This window comes from Paraburkholderia sp. SECH4, from assembly GCF_030511745.1.
GTDB classification, from domain to species: Bacteria; Pseudomonadota; Gammaproteobacteria; order Burkholderiales; family Burkholderiaceae; genus Paraburkholderia; species Paraburkholderia madseniana.
In genome coordinates, this window is record NZ_JALOCP010000001.1 from 585,003 (window position 1) to 601,262 (window position 16,260).

Genomic DNA, 16,260 nt, shown 5'->3' on the forward strand with positions numbered 1-16,260 from the left:
GCTACCTGGCGCTCCAGAACCGCCGCTGAACCTCCATCACCTCACTCTCCACCTCGGGCACCGGGCCGATCACCTCGACGGGCTTCTGGCAGTGATCGAACACATACCGGCAATCCACGCTCATGGTCGGATTCTCGGAATGATCGCCGGTCGCCTCCAGCAGGCGCTTCTCGGTCATGCCAAACACGACGCGACCGATATTGGCCCAGTACATCGTGCCGGCACACATGCAGCAAGGCTCGACCGACGTGTACAGCGTACAACTCCACAAGTACTCCGGCGTGAAGTTCAACGCCGCCACGCGAGCCAGCACCGACTCGGCGTGATTCACCGTATCGACATTGCCCTGCTCCATCAACACGGTCTCCTGATCCGGGCCGACCAGCACCGCGCCGAACGGATGGTGTCCCAGCAGCGTCGCCCGTTCGGCTACCCGGCTCGAATGCCGCAGATGCCGCACGACCTGCTCGTGCGTCGGCGTTAAACCCTGCGGCGGATAGGCCGGCGCCACTCCAGCGGCGCCGGCATCGGTCAGGACGGTAAGACTCACGGGCGATCTCCTTTAGTTTTTAATAATAGTTAGGCAAGCCAATCAATGCCTTACTTCGGCAGCGAACCGTCGACGCCTTGCACGAACCAGTTCAAACGCAGCAGCTCCGCATCGCTCAACGACTTGCCCGCGGCGACCTTCACCACACCGGACTGATCCGCGATCGGTCCGGCAAACGGATTGAACTTGCCGGAGATGATGTCGTCACGCTTCTGGCTCAACGCCTTTTGCGCCGTCGGCGACACCGCATCCGTGTTGATGTTGGCCAGATCGATCGCCTTCTCTTTCAGCCCCCACCACACGGGCGAGTTATTCCACGAACCCGCCATCACCTGCTGCACCAGATGCGTGTAGTACACGCCCCAGTTGCTCACGCACGCGCCCAACTGCGCGTTCGGCCCGAACTTCTTCATATCGGAGTCCCAGCCGAATGCATGCACTTTCCTCTGCTCGGCTGTCTGCATCGTCGCCGTCGAATCGGTGTTCTGGATCAGCACGTCGGCGCCCTGGCCGATCAGCGTTTCGGCGGCCTGCTTTTCGAGGCCCGGGTCGAACCAGCTATTGATCCACACGACCTTCACGCGTGCATTCGGATTGACCGAGCGCGCACCCATCGTGAATGCGTTGATGTTGCGCACCACCTCCGGCACTGGCACCGAGCCGACAAAGCCGAGCGTGTTGGACTTCGTCGTATAGCCGGCGACCAGTCCGGCCAGGTAGGCGCTCTGGTAGGTCCGCACGTCATAGGTGGCGAAGTTGGCGGCCTTCTTGTAGCCGGTCGCATGTTCGAACACGGCGTCCGGGAAGTCCTTGGCGACCTTCAGCTCGAAATCCTGGAAGCCGAAACTCGAGCCGACCACGATCTTGTTGCCCTTGGACGCCAGATCGCGAAACACGCGCTCCGAATCCGCCGACTCCGGCACGTTCTCGACGCGCGTCACTTTGATCTTGTCGCCGAATTTCGCCTCGACCTCTTTCACGCCCTGCTCGTGCGCGTAGGTCCAGCCGGCGTCGCCCGGATTACCGAGGTAGACGAAGGCGATGCCGAGCGGCTGCGCAGTCGCGGCGGCTGCCGCTCCGGCACCGAGCGCGAGGGACGCGCCGAACGCTGCGGCAAGAACGGTCCGGACGGTTTTGATGCGCAATGAGTGATGCAGCACTCGCGCCAGCTTTGCTTTCATGAATTCTCCGAAGATGATTTCCAGGTGCCTGCCAAAGTGCCGGGACTGTCCCGGGCAAGGCTCCAGCATAGGGGGTCATATTCGAAGGTCAATTTCCGCGGAAAAATTATTTCTCGTTATCTCGCCCATAACGAAATCTGTATTTTGGTGGCAAAAACCTCAGTGAACGCGCGGCGGCGGGTCCGCCTGCTCTTCGCCGGGCGAATCGCCCTCACCGAACAAATCCGCGCACAAGCCCTGCCCGATCTCGCTCAGGCGCGCCGTTCCCGTGCCTTCCTCGTTGAACGTGGTGTCCACCAGGCCGCCGTCGACCAGCGCCGTTAACTGCCGTCGTAAGCCGCTCATCGGCACATCCGCCTGTTTAGAAAGCTTGGCGAGCGACCACGCGCCGCCAGGCGTCTCCAAATGCGCGCGCCACAACTGCGCCAGCACGGCTACCAGTACCGGATCGAGTTCCTCGTCTTCCATCGTGAATGTCTCCTCGCTTTTCTCAAGGCCGATCAGGCCATCTGCGCCACCAGTTCACCCAGCGTCTTCAATGCCGCCTCGGTCTGCGCCGTCCACGGATAGCTGTAATTGAGCCGGATGAAGTGGCGAAAATCGTCGCGCATCGAAAACATCATGCCTGGCCCGATCGTGATGCTGCGCGCGAGCGCCGCCTGATAGAGCCGCATCGAATCGACCCGTTCTGGCAACTCCACCCACAGCACGTACCCGCCTTGCGGCGCCGACATGCGCGTGCCCGCCGGAAAAAACCGCTGCACCATCGCCATCATGATGCTCGCCTGTTGCCGGTAGATCTTGCGCACGTGCCGCAGATGCCGGTCGTAGCCGTCCTGCTTCAGGTAATCGGCGACGGCGACTTGCGGCACCGAAGGCGTGGTCAGCGTGTTGAGAAACTTCAGCTTCTCGACCTGTGCGCGGTAGCGCCCCGGCATCGCCCAGCCGATCCGGTACGAAGCGGTGAGGCTCTTCGAAAACGACGCGCAATGCAGCACCAGCCCTTTGGTGTCGTAGTTCTTCAGCGTCGATGGACGCGCCTCGCCGAAGTACAACTCCTGATAGACATCGTTCTCGATGGCAGGAATCTCGTGCGCGGCGAGCAGTTCGACCAGTTGCTGCTTGCGCGCGTCCGGCATCTGGAAACCGAGCGGATTCTGGAAGTTCGGCATCACCATGCACGCGGCGATCTTCTGCCGCGCGATGACCTGGGCCAATGCCTCGATGTCGATGCCGTGGACCGGATGCGTCGCCACTTCGATGGCGCGCATGCCGAGACGCTCGATGGCGTGCAGCATCGCGTAGTAAGTCGGCGACTCGACGGCGACCGTGTCGCCCGGCTTGGCGACCGCCTGCAAGCTGAGGTTGATCGCCTCCGTCGCGCCGAGCGTGATGATGATTTCGTCGGGATCGACCGGCACGCCATTCTCGGCATAGCGCCGCGCGATCTGCCGGATCAGCTCGGGATTGCCGGGCGGCAGGTCGTCGATCAGATTCCAGCTCGCGTGACGCCGGGCGATCGCATTTGCGTACTGGTTGATGCGCCGCCACGGAAACAGCGACGGATCGGGATACGGTGAGCCGAGCGGAACGGCATCATGCGCGCGGATGCTGCGCAGGGTCGACAGCACGAGGCGGCTTACGTCGACCTCAGCGGCCACCGGCAGCGCCTGGGTTGCCGGCTGGCGGTTCAGACGCGGCTCGTCGAGCGCGGCCGCCGTCGCCACCGCATCGCGCACGAAATAGCCCGACTGCGGCCTGGTTTCGACAATCCCCCGGCTTTCCAGCAACGCGTATGCGTGCAACACGGTCTTGATGCTGACGCCGTGCTGCTGGCTCGCCTGCCGCACCGACGGAATCCGCTCGCCCGCCGCGAAGACGCCGCGGCGTACGGCTTCGGTCATTTCGTCGGCGAGTTTTTCGTACAGTTTCAAGGACCAGGCTCGAACAAAAACATGGGCGGGAACGCCAGTCTATGACAAATTTCCACCAACTGTACCCCTCTCCTTTCCGATTTTCTGTATGCTGCGCCGTTTTTGGAACACAGTAGGCTTTCATGCATCGGCATAAAGCCTCGTCCAAGCCACCTCCGGCGGCAAGATCATGAAGAAACCTGAAGCTCGCATCGAACCGTATACCCACCCCGCCGCTGGCTGGGGCGCGCTCAAATACGTCGCCATCAACCTCCTCAAGGAAAAGGTGACGGGCGGCGACTACCGCATGCTGCTCAAGCAGAATCAGCCGGACGGCTTCGACTGCCCGGGTTGCGCGTGGCCGGACCGCGAGCATGCGTCGACCTTCGAGTTCTGCGAAAACGGCGTCAAGGCTGTGGCGGCCGAGGCGACCAGCAAGCGCGTGACGCCGGCGTTCTTCGAGGAACATACGGTCGAAGAACTGATGGCGCAGTCGGATTTCGAGTTGGAACAACATGGCCGCCTGACCGACCCGCTCGTCTATGACGCCGTGCGCGACCGTTACGTGCCGATCGGCTGGGACGAAGCATTCGACCTCATTGCCGACCACCTGAAACGCCTCGACGATCCGGACAGCGCCGCCTTCTACACGTCGGGGCGCGCCAGCAACGAAGCCGCCTTCCTGTACCAGTTGTTCGTGCGCATGTACGGCACCAACAATTTCCCCGATTGCTCGAACATGTGCCACGAAGCCACCAGCCGCGGCTTGCCGCACACGGTCGGCATCGGCAAAGGCACAGTCACGCTCGACGACTTCGAACACGCCGATACGCTGCTGATCTTCGGCCAGAATCCGGCGACCAACCATCCGCGCATGCTCGGCGAACTGCGTGAATGCGCGAAGCGCGGCGCGACCATCGTGTCGATCAATCCGCTGAAGGAACGAGGCCTCGAACGCTTTGCCAGCCCGCAGCATCCGGTGGAAATGATCACGATGGGCAGCACGAAGATCAGCTCCGTATTCATCCGCCCAAAGGTGGGCGGCGATTTCGCCTTGATCAAGGGCGTTGCCAAACGCGTGATCGAACTCGACGACGAAGCGTTGGCCTCGGGTCTGGAACGCGTGCTCGACGTCGCGTTCATCGCCGAACACACGGTCGGCTTCGATGCGTTCGCCGACGATTTGCGTGCCGAAAGCTGGGACACGATCGTCGCCGAATCGGGTGTGCCGTTTGAAGACGTACTGAAGCTTGCCGACATCTACGTGAAGGGCCGTGCAGTGATTTCGACGTGGGGCATGGGCCTCACGCAGCACAAGAACTCCGTGCCGACGGTGCAGATCCTGTCGAACCTGATGATGATGCGCGGCAATATCGGCCGCCGCGGCGCGGGCTTGTGCCCGGTGCGCGGACACTCGAATGTGCAGGGCGACCGCACGGTCGGCATCGAAGAACGGCCGACTCAGGCGTTTCTCGATCGGCTCGGCGAAGTCTACGATTTCGAACCGCCGCGTGAGCATGGTCTCGACGTCGTCAACACGATCCAGGCGATGCTCGACGGCAAGGTGAAGGTGTTTATCGGCCTCGGCGGCAACTTCTCGATCGCGACGCCGGACACGCCGCGCACATGGGAAGCGATGCGCTCGTGCGAACTGACCGTCCACATCACGACCAAACTGAACCGCAGCCACCTCATACATGGCCGCGACGCGCTGATTCTGCCGACGCTCGGACGCACCGAAATCGATCTGCAGAATGGTGTGGCGCAAGGCGTGAGCGTCGAGGATTCGATGAGCATGGTGCACATCTCGTACGGCATGAACAAGCCGGCCTCGGAGAATCTGTTGTCGGAGATTGCAATCGTCGCGCGCATGGCGCACGCCACGCTCGGCAGCAGCAAGGTCGATTGGCTCGCGCAGGCAGCAGACTACGCGTTGATTCGCGACGGCATTGCGCAGGTGATCGACGGCTTCCAGAACTACAACGAGCGCCTCAAGAACCCGGGCGGTTTTCACCTGGGTGTGGCGTCGCGCGAGCGGATCTGGAAGACGCCAAGCGGCAAGGCGCAGTTCCTCGTGCATGCGATTGACGTCGACACGCCGATTCATCAGGCGCGCGCCGAGCATGGCGAGCGTCTGATGACCCTGATGACGACGCGTTCACACGACCAGTACAACACGACGATTTACGGCCTCGACGACCGTTATCGCGGCGTATATGGGCAGCGGCGCGTGCTGTTCGCCAACAAGGACGATCTCGCGATGCTGGGTTTCGTTGCGGGCCAGCGTGTGGATATCAAGAGCGTGTGGGCCGATGGGATCGAGCGTCACGCGGCCGGGTTCCTGCTGGTGGAATACGACATTCCGCGCGGGTGTCTTGGCGCTTACTATCCGGAGACGAATCCGCTGGTACCGCTCTCTTCGGTTGCCGATGGCGCGGGGACGCCGACTTCGAAGTCGATTCCGGTGTTGTTGACGGCGTCGGCGGTTGAGACGGTTGAAGCAGCCGAAGCGGTTGCCGCTTGACCGCTGACCGTTGCCATCGTTTGCGAGTTTCGCGGGATTCTGATCATCAGTGAATCCCGAAGCTCGAGGCTTAACGCTCAGGTCTGAGCCTTCTTCAGATCGCGGTGCGTGAGATACAAGCGCAGATCGAATTCAATCTGGTGGTAGCCCGGTTGCATGAACTCGCAGAGGCGGTAGAACGCCTTGTTGTGGTCGCTTTCTTTCAAGTGAGCGAGTTCGTGCACGACGATCATTTTCAGGAACTCCGGCGCGGCGTCCCTGAATAGCGAGGCGATGCGGATTTCTTTTTTTGCCTTCAGTTTGCCGCCCTGCACACGCGAGATGCTCGTATGCAGGCCGAGTGCGTGGCGCACGACGTCGAGCTTGCTATCGTAGGTGACTTTGTCGATTTGCGTGCCGTTGCGAAGGTGTTCGCGCTTGAGCTCCGCGCAGTACTCGTACAGGGCCCGGTCTGTTTGCACTTGGTGCGTGTCGGGGTACCGCTTCGCGAGGTAAGGGCCTAGTTGTTCGTCGGCTATCAGTTTTTTGACTTTTTCCTGTAGCCCGGCTGGGTAGCCTGTCAGGTATTTCAGGTGTTGCATGATGGTGTTCTTTGCGAATGGCGACGGCACGGGAGTTGCATGCCTCGCGGCGGAGACAGCGGGACGCGGATTTTCGTTGGGTCGAATTCAACCGCGATTGTCTTCGCAGTCCGTCCACAACCGCAGCGGATCCCGGTGAAGCGGATACTGCTTGTCGAGCCACGCCGACAGCCGGGTCCAATCGGGGTGGTTGGTCCCGGTCTGCGCAGACCATGTCGACGACCTCTCGAGAATCTGTCCGTTCTCGCGATCACGGACAAGCAAACTGCCAAGACCGCTCGAACTGTTCTCCTGCGTTTCGACCCGATACCGTGGCAGGAGTCTCACTTCAGCATCCCCTGCCCAGCCGTACACGGCCCGGACCACGCCGGTTGCGTCCTTTAACTCCACTGCGCCGCTGGCCGGCCGAATGGCCGCCCAGCCTTCAGGAAATTCCGCGACGACCTCATTGCCGCTTTCCCGGACCCATTTCATACGCCAGGCCCGCTCCATCGCATCGCGCACGTGCGACACCGACTCGTACCCCGGAGGCAATTCGATCGCTGCAGGCAAGGTAACGAGGTTGTCTTTCCAAAGCTTTGCCTCGCCACGATCACGTCGATCGGTTGTTCTGGAAACTTTTTCTCCGAACGGGTTATCAGGCCGGCTAGCGAGATGGGCGCCGCTTTGCTGCAGGTCGGGGAAAAGACCGTCTGCATCACGACGCGTTAGTTTTGGTTTTCCGTTTTTCATGGTGTCTCGCTGAAAGGCGCTCTCAAGAACGACCAATTTACATTAAACATGGCAACGTTCTTCGCAACGGCGCAATTATCCGGGCCGCGGCGGCCGCCAGTTCGATATGTTTCGCCACGAGGGCAAGCAGGAAGGCGCGCCGCCTTGCACGTCAATTTGCGGTCTTTGCGAATGATTTTCGAGGACACCGTGACCGTGCGCAGCGACAGCACCGCTACGCCAAGGTCCGCCTGACCGAGTGTGGGCGGTCAAACGTGCGGCAGGTCGTCAATACATTTTTCGACATGCTCGCCAGGGACATCAGTGTCAATCCCGTCATGGCCGTCGGTGTGAGCGACAGACACGATTTTTGGCCCCAGAAACCGTATGCCGCCGAGCGTAAAAAGGGACCAAACAGCATTCCCCCGACGGATCGTGGCCACGACTTCGGCCACCTCGACAATCGACGTGGGGGACAACCAATCACGCGTCGCCGGGTCGACGGGAGCCCAACGCACATGGGTAATCCTGTCGTTCGTCGGATTGATGCGAATGGCGTCTATAGCAAACGTGGCCATATCTGCCTCCATCATTCTGCCAAAGGAATTTCACTATTATGCGCTGCTTCTTTTTCTGGTTCACCAGCCAATTTCCTCGCCGGATCGTCTGCGACGGCGACGCGGCGCGCCTCGAGCGCAATTCCCCGCGGAAGGTGTTCGGCAGCGTTGTCTTCAGTCAGACTGATCTTGACGCGAGACCCCGTCGTCGCTCTGGACAAGCTTCGGGCGCCCGGTCGCGTCTGGACCTGTATCCACCAGCTTGTTGCGGTAGTCACAGGCGGGACAGAGGAAAAAGAATCCTTGTTCATCCAGTTCCGGCTCGACGCGATCGAAGTCGAACGAGACATTGCAGTTTCGACAGGTCCACATAGCGGCCTCCGTCGGTATCTTCGAGGAATCCTCGTATGAAGGATACTATCCGCAAGCCGACCCTCTGGCGCAAGATAATCAGTGCTGCCCCGCGTTCAGGAGCATCCAGATCTGTCGCGTGGGCGCACCTGCGAGAATGCGTGCAAACACGCCGCCGCACCGCACGCACGTGTAGTGCTCTTCTGCTCGCGTATCCTTCACGGTGCCGACGCCGTTAGGCGTCAGGTCGTCATGCGGAGCCGCAGTAGCCGACTGCCCGTAGAGATCAGCGCATCGTGCGCATGGTTGAATCCAGAGTTGCATTTTGAACAACTAGAGCAGTGATCAGCCGTTGCTGACGACCGAGCCGCCTTCGACCATCAGGTCGACACGCCGCTTTCCTTCTACATACCCAGCCTCGCGGGCCGCTTCTTCGCTGCCGAACGTGGCGACAAGTTCCTGGAAGCGAATGCTCTGCCCGGCGAGGTGGGCATCGGAACCGTGGCGACAGATGTACGCCGAGTAGTGCCACAAGATGGTTGGGGCCGGTGGACCGTATGCAAGGATCGGAAGGACCCAGACTTCATATCCGCTGTGTTCGATCTTGTCCCACATAGCTACCTCCATCGTGATCTTCGAGGAATCGTAGCATGTCATACCTGACGACACGGATCTCGCTGGCGAGCACGGCATGCGTCCCAACGCCGCTATTTTGTTGACACTCGCAGTCAGACTTCACTCATACAGGGCCAAATATTCATGCAGCGACTGAAGGACAGCGGCGCCCTCTCCGACAGCAGCCGCGACCCTCTTCACCGAACCACTGCGAACGTCACCAACTGCAAAGATGCCTTGCCGGCTCGTCTCCAGAAATCGAGGCGGACGATCCGGCGGACACGCCTTAAGTGCATCGGTGCCGGTGAGCACGAAGCCGTTCTTGTCCAGCGCAACACAATCGCCGAGCCAGCCGGTACTGGGCTGCGCACCGAGAAACAGGAAGACGTGCCGGATCGGTTTTTGTTCGATCTCCCCTTGCCGGTCCCATTTGACCGATTCAAGCCGCTCCTCGCCGTACAGCTCCACGACTTGGGTCCGCTGATGAACGGTAATGTTGGACGCCGCATCGATCCGTCGGATCAGATAATTCGACATGCTCGCATTGAGTCCGTCACCGCGAATCACGATGTGAACATGCCGCGCAAATCCCGCGAGAAAAACCGCTGCCTGGCCGGCTGAATTTCCGCCACCAACGATAATCAATTCTTCGTTGGCACAAAACGCGGCTTCCATGAACGTTGCGCTGTAGTAAACGCCGCGCCCCTCGAAATTCTCCAGGCGGTCCAGCGGCGGTTTCCGATAACGCGCGCCAGTAGCAATGACGACGGCGCTGGCATATACGTGCTCGTCGTAATTGAGCCGAATGTGAAAAGGCGGTGCGTCCTGGCAATCGATGCCGAGCGCTTCAATGGGTACGCCGACCTCGGCACCGAACTTGCGGCATTGCGACAGGCCGCGGCCGGCAAGCGCTTGACCCGAGATGCCCGTTGGAAACCCGAAGTAATTTTCTATCTTTGAACTGGTACCCGCCTGGCCACCCGGCGCCTTGGTGTCGAGGACCGCGACCTTCAAGCCTTCGGAGGCCGCGTACACCGCGGCCGCAAGACCTGCCGGGCCGGCGCCCACCACGACCACATCGAACCGCTCGCCATTCAGCTTGTCGGGACTGAGACCGATTGCATCGGCCACGGCGCGGTGGGTCGGGCACTTCAGAACGTGACCTTGTAGCGTGATGACCACTGGTATATCAGCTTCTGTCGCGCCATTGCGTTCGAGAAGCGCCTGCGCTTCCTGATGCTCGACGATATCGAAGTAGGCCGATGGCTGACCGTTGCGGCTCAGAAAATGCCGAAGACGGAACGTGGCCGCGGACGCCGAACTGCCAATGACCAGAATACCCCCGCTCTGGTCCTGAATAAAAGCGACCCGGCGCAGGATGAACGCGCGCATGATTGTTTCGCTTAATTCAGCTTCCGCGATGACGAGCGCGCGCAGCGATTCCTCGTCGATAACGATGACTTCGCAATCACTGGTGGCGCGCGCCGTGGCCACCGCGGCGCGGCCGGCAAGCGTTCCGACCTCACCTGTGAAGCTGCCTGGACCGTGCCTGCCCAGCACATGGAGACCGTCTCCTGAGCCTCTCGTCGCCTCGATAGTCCCTGAGACGATGGCGAACATGGGAATGTGCCGGTCGCCTTCGGAGAACAGCACATCGCCCGTGTTCAGCCTGCGTCGCTCACCGTACCTCTCCAATAGTGCAAACTGTCTTTCATTCAGCGTTGGAAAAATCTGGTGGTGGCGGCTGCCGCCTGACACCAATTCTCCAACTCCGCCCGACGATTTATCGCTCATGGAGAGATTCCAAATGAGTGGGCACGGATTGTGACCCGGGTGAGCACCTTGAGGGCACGAATAATCAAAAGGACTGGAGACTGCGAACTGCAATATCCGTGCTGATTGTGTACCTGAATTTCGGTCGCAGTAAAGTGCGCGAGACGCGGTGGCTCGCCCGCACGCTGGATGGTAATGGCAGCGCGCCTATTCGAAAAGCCTTGAAGCGGCTGGTCCCTGCCGCTTCGTGAATCGTTATGTGTCTGCGGTCTAACGGGCCAGCGTTGCAGCCGATTCGATTGTTGCCGCGTCCTTCTCAGCTTTGGCGACGCGACCGGGGTTTACGCGGACGGCCTCCCCGCTCTGGTTCGGAAGGGATCACGTACGGCTCGAGCTCCATCAGGATCTCGTCGAGCCTGATACGTAGTTCCTTTGGCACTTGCGCCATCATCTCGGCATAGGCCTCGGTTGTTACCTGGCGCATGGCCTCGATTTTTTTCAAGCCAGCAGGTGTCAATTCAACACACTTCTGCCTGCGATCCTCGGCCGCCTCCCGACGATCCACCACGCCTTCCCGATACAGTCCGTCGACCATACGACTGGCCGCAGCATGACTCAGGCCAGTTGCCTCGGCCAGTTCAGCAATGGTCTGCGAATCGTGGTGATGGAGATGGAACAGAGAGATGACACGCGCGAAGGTCACGTCGCCGCTTAACATCGTCGACTCAAGGGTTTACAGAATTTCCGGAAATCGAGCGGAGTACAACTTGGTACGGGGACCGCATGTGATCGAAGCGGCTATGTGCGTCAGCGAAGAGACTTTAGCGCGGTAAGGTAAGCGGTGCGCTCGGCCGTGACCAATCGGCGACCTTCAACTTGCGGGCGGAGGATCTGTTCGAAGAATAGTCGTTCGTCCACTGTGAACTGCGTCGCGAGAATGTCGCCGAGCCGCGGAGCCCAAGGGTGCGGCGAGCTGCCAAGCAGCACGTCCCAGGAGGTGACCGCGGCGGGACGTACATCAATGTGAAACTCCATATGAATATCCGCGAACCCCGCATCTAAAGCGAAGCGGACCAGATCGCGTTCGCCGTAGTTGGCAATCGGATTCGCAGAAATTTTTTCGTCAGTATCGGGAAACTGAGCGGATTTCCAGCGATGCAGCAGGTGGAAGAAGTTGTCCCCTGCTTTCTCGGGCAGACCTTCAACGATTTTCCGCAGCGAGCTTGCCTCGATTGCATCGTCGCGCATAATCGGTTCGGCGATCGACAGCCGGCCACCGGGCCTGAGAATCCGATGAAATTCCCGCAGGGCGGCCATCTTGTCCGGGACATACGCGAGAACGGCCCGTGTCGTGACTGCATCGACAGTGCCAGCCTCAATGCCATCGAGCGATTCGGCGGAGCATTGGATGAAGACGCACTGATCCTGGATGTTCCGCTGAACTGCGAGTGCTTCAGTGTGACGAAGCAGAGGTGCCGAAATATCCGTCATAAGCACGCGCAGCGATGGGCCTATGCGGTCGATCGCGCTTAAACCGATCAGCCCATCTCCGGTACCGATGTCGGCGAGCGTCATGCCAGGGGTAAGCCTCGCGCCGTCGAGAACGCGGTCCACATGGTGTTTGAGTTCGACATGGAGGGCTCGTTCGTGCCCTGGATCATCTCCGTGCCGGATATGTAACAGCCAATCGGACCACACATCGGATTGGGGCTGGGAGTCGGAGCTATTCATGTCGAAGGACGAATGTCGATTGGATAACGAGGTGTGTCGAATGACCAAAGACTCGAACCTCATCCCGGATCAGCCGACCAGCAGTTGGGCGGCATCGCCGTCGGCGAATGAATGTAAGGGACGTTACCTTATGAGAACCTGAGGGACTTGCTATCAGAGCGGGAAACCACGCAGGAATGTCTGGCGTCGGACTGTGGATAGACAAAGAGGTCCGCGCTATGAGAGGCTTCGCATCACGTCGACCCGACGGCGAGGCGATCCGCGCCCGCTGACGTTGACCGTATCGCCCGGCCTCCGCTGAAAGTGGGTTGGGAAGTCGCCGCTCCAGCACGGCGATCCTTCAAGAAAACGAGAGCTAGAACGTGAGTGAGTGGGAAGCCGGCGGCATTGATGGTATTGCGTACACGTACGGCTATTGCGACGAACTGGATCCGCTGCGCCTTAGACTTCCGTTGCTACAGTCTGGATTCGCCCCTCCGGCCCTGCGTACCGCCTGCGAACTGGGATTCGGCCACGGCGTCAGCGTGAATATCCACGCAGCCGGGTCAGCTACAAGATGGTTCGGTACCGACTTCAACCCGTCTCATGCGAGCTTTGCACGGCAATTGACACAGTGCGCCGGATCGCAGGCAAGCTTGTTCGCTGAAAGCTTCGCAGAATTTTGTAGGCGAGACGAATTGCCGAAATTTGATTTCATTGGCATGCACGGTATCTGGAGCTGGATTTCCGACGAAAACCGTGCGCTCATTGCCGATTTCATACGACGCAAACTCAATGACGGCGGCGTCGTGTATATGAGCTATAACACCCAGCCCGGGTGGGCCACGATGTTGCCCGTGCGCGAATTGATGAACTGTCATTTCCAGGCGAGCGCGAGGTTGAATGCCCACGGCGGCGTGCCCGCCGAAACGCAAGTCCAGACGCACATTGCAGCGGCGTTAGACTTCGTAAAGACCGTGGTTGCGACGCAACCCGGCTACGCAGTGGTCAACCCGCAGCTGGCTGAACGTGTCGACGCATTGTGCAACGAGAACACGCACTACCTCGCGCATGAATATTTCAATCGTGACTGGCAGCCCATGACTTTCTCGCAGGTCACATCATCGCTTGCCGCGAGCGGTTTGACCTATGGCTGTTCTGCGGACTATCGCGATCACGTCGACGAGATCAATCTCAACCCAGCTCAACGCGCCTTGTTGGTGGGCATTCCGGATACCGCTTTACGGGAGACCGTACGAGACTTTTGCATCAACCGGTCGATGCGGCGAGATTACTGGGTCAAAGGGAGCCGAACACTCGGTGAGGAGGCGCAGCAGACGGCGCTGCGCGCGCATCGCGTCATGCTGGCGCTGCCGAGGGCTTCGGTCTTGCTGAAGGTGCGCGGAGCGCTGGGAGAAGCGACGCTACCGGAAAGCTCATATGGTCCGATTCTCGACGCGCTTGCCAGCCATCACCCCGCACGTCTCTCCGATATCGAAACCAGCGTCCGCGGACGCGGAATTACGCTCTCCTTCATTGTCAAGGCCGTAACATTGTTAGTGGGGGCCGGCGTGTTGCTGAATGTACAGGACGAGGCGCACATTAATCTGGCTCGTCCGTCGTCGGACAGGCTGAACGCCGCCATTTGCGAGCAGGCGCTCCAGCATGGGGACGTACAATTTCTGGTCAGTCCCGTGTCCGGATCGGGTGTTTTGATTCCCCGTGTGCCACAGCTCTTCCTGTTGGCAAGGCGACGTCATTTAAGGGAACCCACACAGTGGGCCGAATTCGCCGAAGCTGCTTTGCGTACGAGTCCCACGCCAGTTCACGTCACGGAGGGCGTTTCCGTTAGCCCGCTGAACACCCGCGACGATCTGATTGCGAAAGCGAATCGCTTTGCTGAAATACATCTACCCATATTGCAGGCACTGGGAATCGCTTGAGGAAGAGATACGGTCGGCAAGCGGATGGCGCTACCTCCATGACCGCGTCCCCTCCAGGGGACAATCGCGCGTTCGGCCAACGCAATCGCCGCAGAATTGCTTACGGCGACCACGTCATCCTGCAATCAACGCGCGGCCGTTACTGCCGGTCGTCTGTCGATACAAAGGCCATGCCGTGCGGACTTACCAAATTGGTCACCAGAGGAAGGAGTGCTCCGCTACGCAGATCAAGTTGGCCGACATAAGCCGGCACCGCCGGCGTGCTACTCGTAGCGGCCACGCCCGTTGATGCGGAGAACGCCGCGTCGCGCTGCCAGACATTGGCACTAATCTTGTACACCACGTTCGCCTTCGTATCGGACACCAGCAGGTAGCCCCGTCGCGCAGTGGCGAATACCGTGTCGTCCACCTGCACGTTGCCGAGAAGCGGCAGATATTGCACTCGCGGTTCGTCGCCCGACGAGCGCAACAAGACAAGCTGACCATCTCCCTGATCATCGAGCAGTACATCACCCGACGGCGTCAGCGTCATTGAATCCGGATCGGTCAGGGTCAGGTTCGCCACCGTGCCAAACGGAATGTTGCTGGCGTCCAATGTGCCGCGCATTACCGGAGTGACGTCGATTGTGTAGGTGCTCGCATCAAGGTGCACAACGCGGACAATCGCGGGCCCCATATTCTTGCCGCTACTGTTAAGGGTGGGATTGGACGCGCTGAAGTAGGCCTGGCCGTCCTTGAACACGATGTCATCGTAACCGCCGCCGTGCAGCGTCTTGCCAAAGGAATACGGTTTGGATGCCTGGCCGGTCGAGGGATTAATGATGACGAGGTTTGGATTCGCATCCTCATTCTGCATCGCCCAGATCTCGCGAGTATACGGATTGATCTTCAGGCCATCGTTGTGTCCCGCGACTTGATAAGTCTTCACGACACTGCCGTCTTGCGCGTATTCAACAATCACGCTCATCGCGCCGTTCGAGCCATCTGGTGCGCCGTTATTTGCATAGCCGACCCAAACGTGACCATCGAGCACGGCCAGTGAATCCGGTGCGCTCATCAACCCGCCGGAACCCGCCGCGAACACGGTTATGCTAAAACCCGGAGTGACTAACGGCTTCGCCGCGGTTTGCGCGTTGGCGCCGCCAGCCGCGAAACTGAGGGCGGTGAACGCTAGTGCGGTGCGACTAAAAATGCGGCTTACTGTGTAAGCAGATCGAATGCGGGGCATGTTCGTCTCCGGAAACAGGTATGCGGGCGGAAAAGGCAGAGGCACCGGCATATGCCAGGTACCCGGCAATGAAACGAAATATATGGAAACATGCGCGCATGACTGAACGGTGACGGCGCGTAAAACTACGCCGGCTGGTATGCCCCCATGCGTCTGCAAAGCTCGTCGCTAGTAGTGTTCTTGCTGCCAGTCTGTGCCGAATGCGGGCGAGAACCGTTTGGCATTTTTACCTCTCCTTAAGAGATCCTTAAGAAGATGGAAATTTTGAAAAAATATACTGTTCAAGCACTCCGAATCGAGGCCGATAGACAGAACGCAGTACACACGTTTTTTCTCTATCGGGAGATTGGGATGTCCATTCAGGCAATCGGTCAAAGCGCCGCACAAGCAGCGGCTTCATCCGCCGCGTCTACCTCGAGTTCAGCGTCGAGCGCCCCGGCATCGGGCACGAGCGCCTCTTCGGCTACGGGGTCGAGCACCAGCACGCCCGCGTCGTCCGCTTCGTCAGCGTCGTCGTATACGGTCAACATCAGCAGCGCCGCACGTGCTTTGTTGGCCGAAGCAAGCGAGACGTCGGTTCAAACCGCGCAGGAAGCAGGAAAGGGCGATCAACAGGCGCAACG

16 protein-coding genes are annotated in these 16,260 nt (G+C 59.9%); 2 read left to right on the top strand and 14 right to left on the bottom strand.

Features of this window, described 5'->3' with window-relative positions:
• Position 1 precedes the first annotated feature (1 nt).
• The 4 genes from M0D67_RS02515 to M0D67_RS02530 all read right to left on the bottom strand — a co-directional run bounded on the left by M0D67_RS02515 (position 2) and on the right by M0D67_RS02530 (position 3,665).
• A complete protein-coding gene (locus M0D67_RS02515) occupies positions 2-550 on the bottom strand; it encodes a nucleoside deaminase (protein ID WP_171925448.1) in 549 nt (182 codons plus the stop codon).
• 50 nt (positions 551-600) lie between these two features.
• Entirely contained in the window at positions 601-1,731 is a 1,131-nt protein-coding gene (locus M0D67_RS02520) for a BMP family ABC transporter substrate-binding protein (RefSeq protein WP_171925447.1), read from the bottom strand.
• A 159-nt stretch (positions 1,732-1,890) separates the two neighbouring features.
• Positions 1,891-2,199, bottom strand: a complete 309-nt coding sequence (locus tag M0D67_RS02525) for a helix-turn-helix domain-containing protein (RefSeq protein WP_154562672.1) — start codon at positions 2,197-2,199, stop codon at positions 1,891-1,893.
• Between the two features lie 32 nt (positions 2,200-2,231).
• Positions 2,232-3,665 (bottom strand): PLP-dependent aminotransferase family protein, encoded by a 1,434-nt coding sequence (locus M0D67_RS02530; protein ID WP_154562670.1) that lies wholly within the window; start codon positions 3,663-3,665, stop codon positions 2,232-2,234.
• A gap of 169 nt (positions 3,666-3,834) precedes the next feature.
• Here M0D67_RS02530 and M0D67_RS02535 point away from each other — a divergent pair, with 169 nt between their 5' ends.
• The gene (locus M0D67_RS02535) at positions 3,835-6,168 is read left to right on the top strand and encodes an FdhF/YdeP family oxidoreductase (protein WP_171925446.1); all 2,334 of its coding nucleotides are present in this window, start codon (positions 3,835-3,837) and stop codon (positions 6,166-6,168) included.
• A gap of 77 nt (positions 6,169-6,245) precedes the next feature.
• On the opposite strand, the gene M0D67_RS02540 is transcribed toward M0D67_RS02535, so the two are convergent.
• The 8 genes from M0D67_RS02540 to M0D67_RS02575 all read right to left on the bottom strand — a co-directional run bounded on the left by M0D67_RS02540 (position 6,246) and on the right by M0D67_RS02575 (position 12,550).
• Entirely contained in the window at positions 6,246-6,749 is a 504-nt protein-coding gene (locus tag M0D67_RS02540; RefSeq protein ID WP_171925445.1) for a M48 family metallopeptidase, read from the bottom strand.
• A gap of 87 nt (positions 6,750-6,836) precedes the next feature.
• Positions 6,837-7,481: a hypothetical protein gene (locus tag M0D67_RS02545; RefSeq protein ID WP_266237128.1), complete on the bottom strand. Its 645-nt coding sequence runs from the start codon at positions 7,479-7,481 to the stop codon at positions 6,837-6,839.
• Positions 7,482-7,729: 248 nt separating this feature from the next.
• Complete coding sequence (locus tag M0D67_RS02550; protein ID WP_154562664.1) at positions 7,730-8,038, bottom strand: hypothetical protein; 309 nt, start codon at positions 8,036-8,038, stop codon at positions 7,730-7,732.
• 153 nt (positions 8,039-8,191) lie between these two features.
• The gene (locus M0D67_RS02555; protein ID WP_199203055.1) at positions 8,192-8,389 is read right to left on the bottom strand and encodes a hypothetical protein; all 198 of its coding nucleotides are present in this window, start codon (positions 8,387-8,389) and stop codon (positions 8,192-8,194) included.
• Positions 8,390-8,713: 324 nt separating this feature from the next.
• Positions 8,714-8,983 carry a hypothetical protein gene (locus M0D67_RS02560; protein ID WP_266237132.1) on the bottom strand — a complete coding sequence of 90 codons (270 nt, stop codon included), beginning with the start codon at positions 8,981-8,983 and terminating at the stop codon, positions 8,714-8,716.
• A gap of 120 nt (positions 8,984-9,103) precedes the next feature.
• Positions 9,104-10,777, bottom strand: a complete 1,674-nt coding sequence (locus M0D67_RS02565; RefSeq protein WP_171925441.1) for an FAD-dependent oxidoreductase — start codon at positions 10,775-10,777, stop codon at positions 9,104-9,106.
• Between the two features lie 295 nt (positions 10,778-11,072).
• On the bottom strand, positions 11,073-11,474 hold the full coding sequence (locus M0D67_RS02570; RefSeq protein ID WP_171925440.1) for a MarR family winged helix-turn-helix transcriptional regulator: 402 nt from the start codon (positions 11,472-11,474) through the stop codon (positions 11,073-11,075).
• 89 nt (positions 11,475-11,563) lie between these two features.
• Positions 11,564-12,550, bottom strand: a complete 987-nt coding sequence (locus M0D67_RS02575) for a class I SAM-dependent methyltransferase (RefSeq protein ID WP_308112550.1) — start codon at positions 12,548-12,550, stop codon at positions 11,564-11,566.
• Positions 12,551-12,849: 299 nt separating this feature from the next.
• On the opposite strand from M0D67_RS02575, the gene M0D67_RS02580 reads away from it, so the two are divergent.
• On the top strand, positions 12,850-14,409 hold the full coding sequence (locus tag M0D67_RS02580; RefSeq protein WP_171925438.1) for a class I SAM-dependent methyltransferase: 1,560 nt from the start codon (positions 12,850-12,852) through the stop codon (positions 14,407-14,409).
• Positions 14,410-14,548: 139 nt separating this feature from the next.
• On the opposite strand, the gene M0D67_RS02585 is transcribed toward M0D67_RS02580, so the two are convergent.
• Both M0D67_RS02585 and M0D67_RS02590 read right to left on the bottom strand, forming a co-directional pair.
• Positions 14,549-15,637 carry a hypothetical protein gene (locus M0D67_RS02585; RefSeq protein ID WP_171925437.1) on the bottom strand — a complete coding sequence of 363 codons (1,089 nt, stop codon included), beginning with the start codon at positions 15,635-15,637 and terminating at the stop codon, positions 14,549-14,551.
• Between the two features lie 371 nt (positions 15,638-16,008).
• Complete coding sequence (locus M0D67_RS02590; RefSeq protein ID WP_171925436.1) at positions 16,009-16,167, bottom strand: hypothetical protein; 159 nt, start codon at positions 16,165-16,167, stop codon at positions 16,009-16,011.
• Positions 16,168-16,260 lie beyond the last annotated feature (93 nt).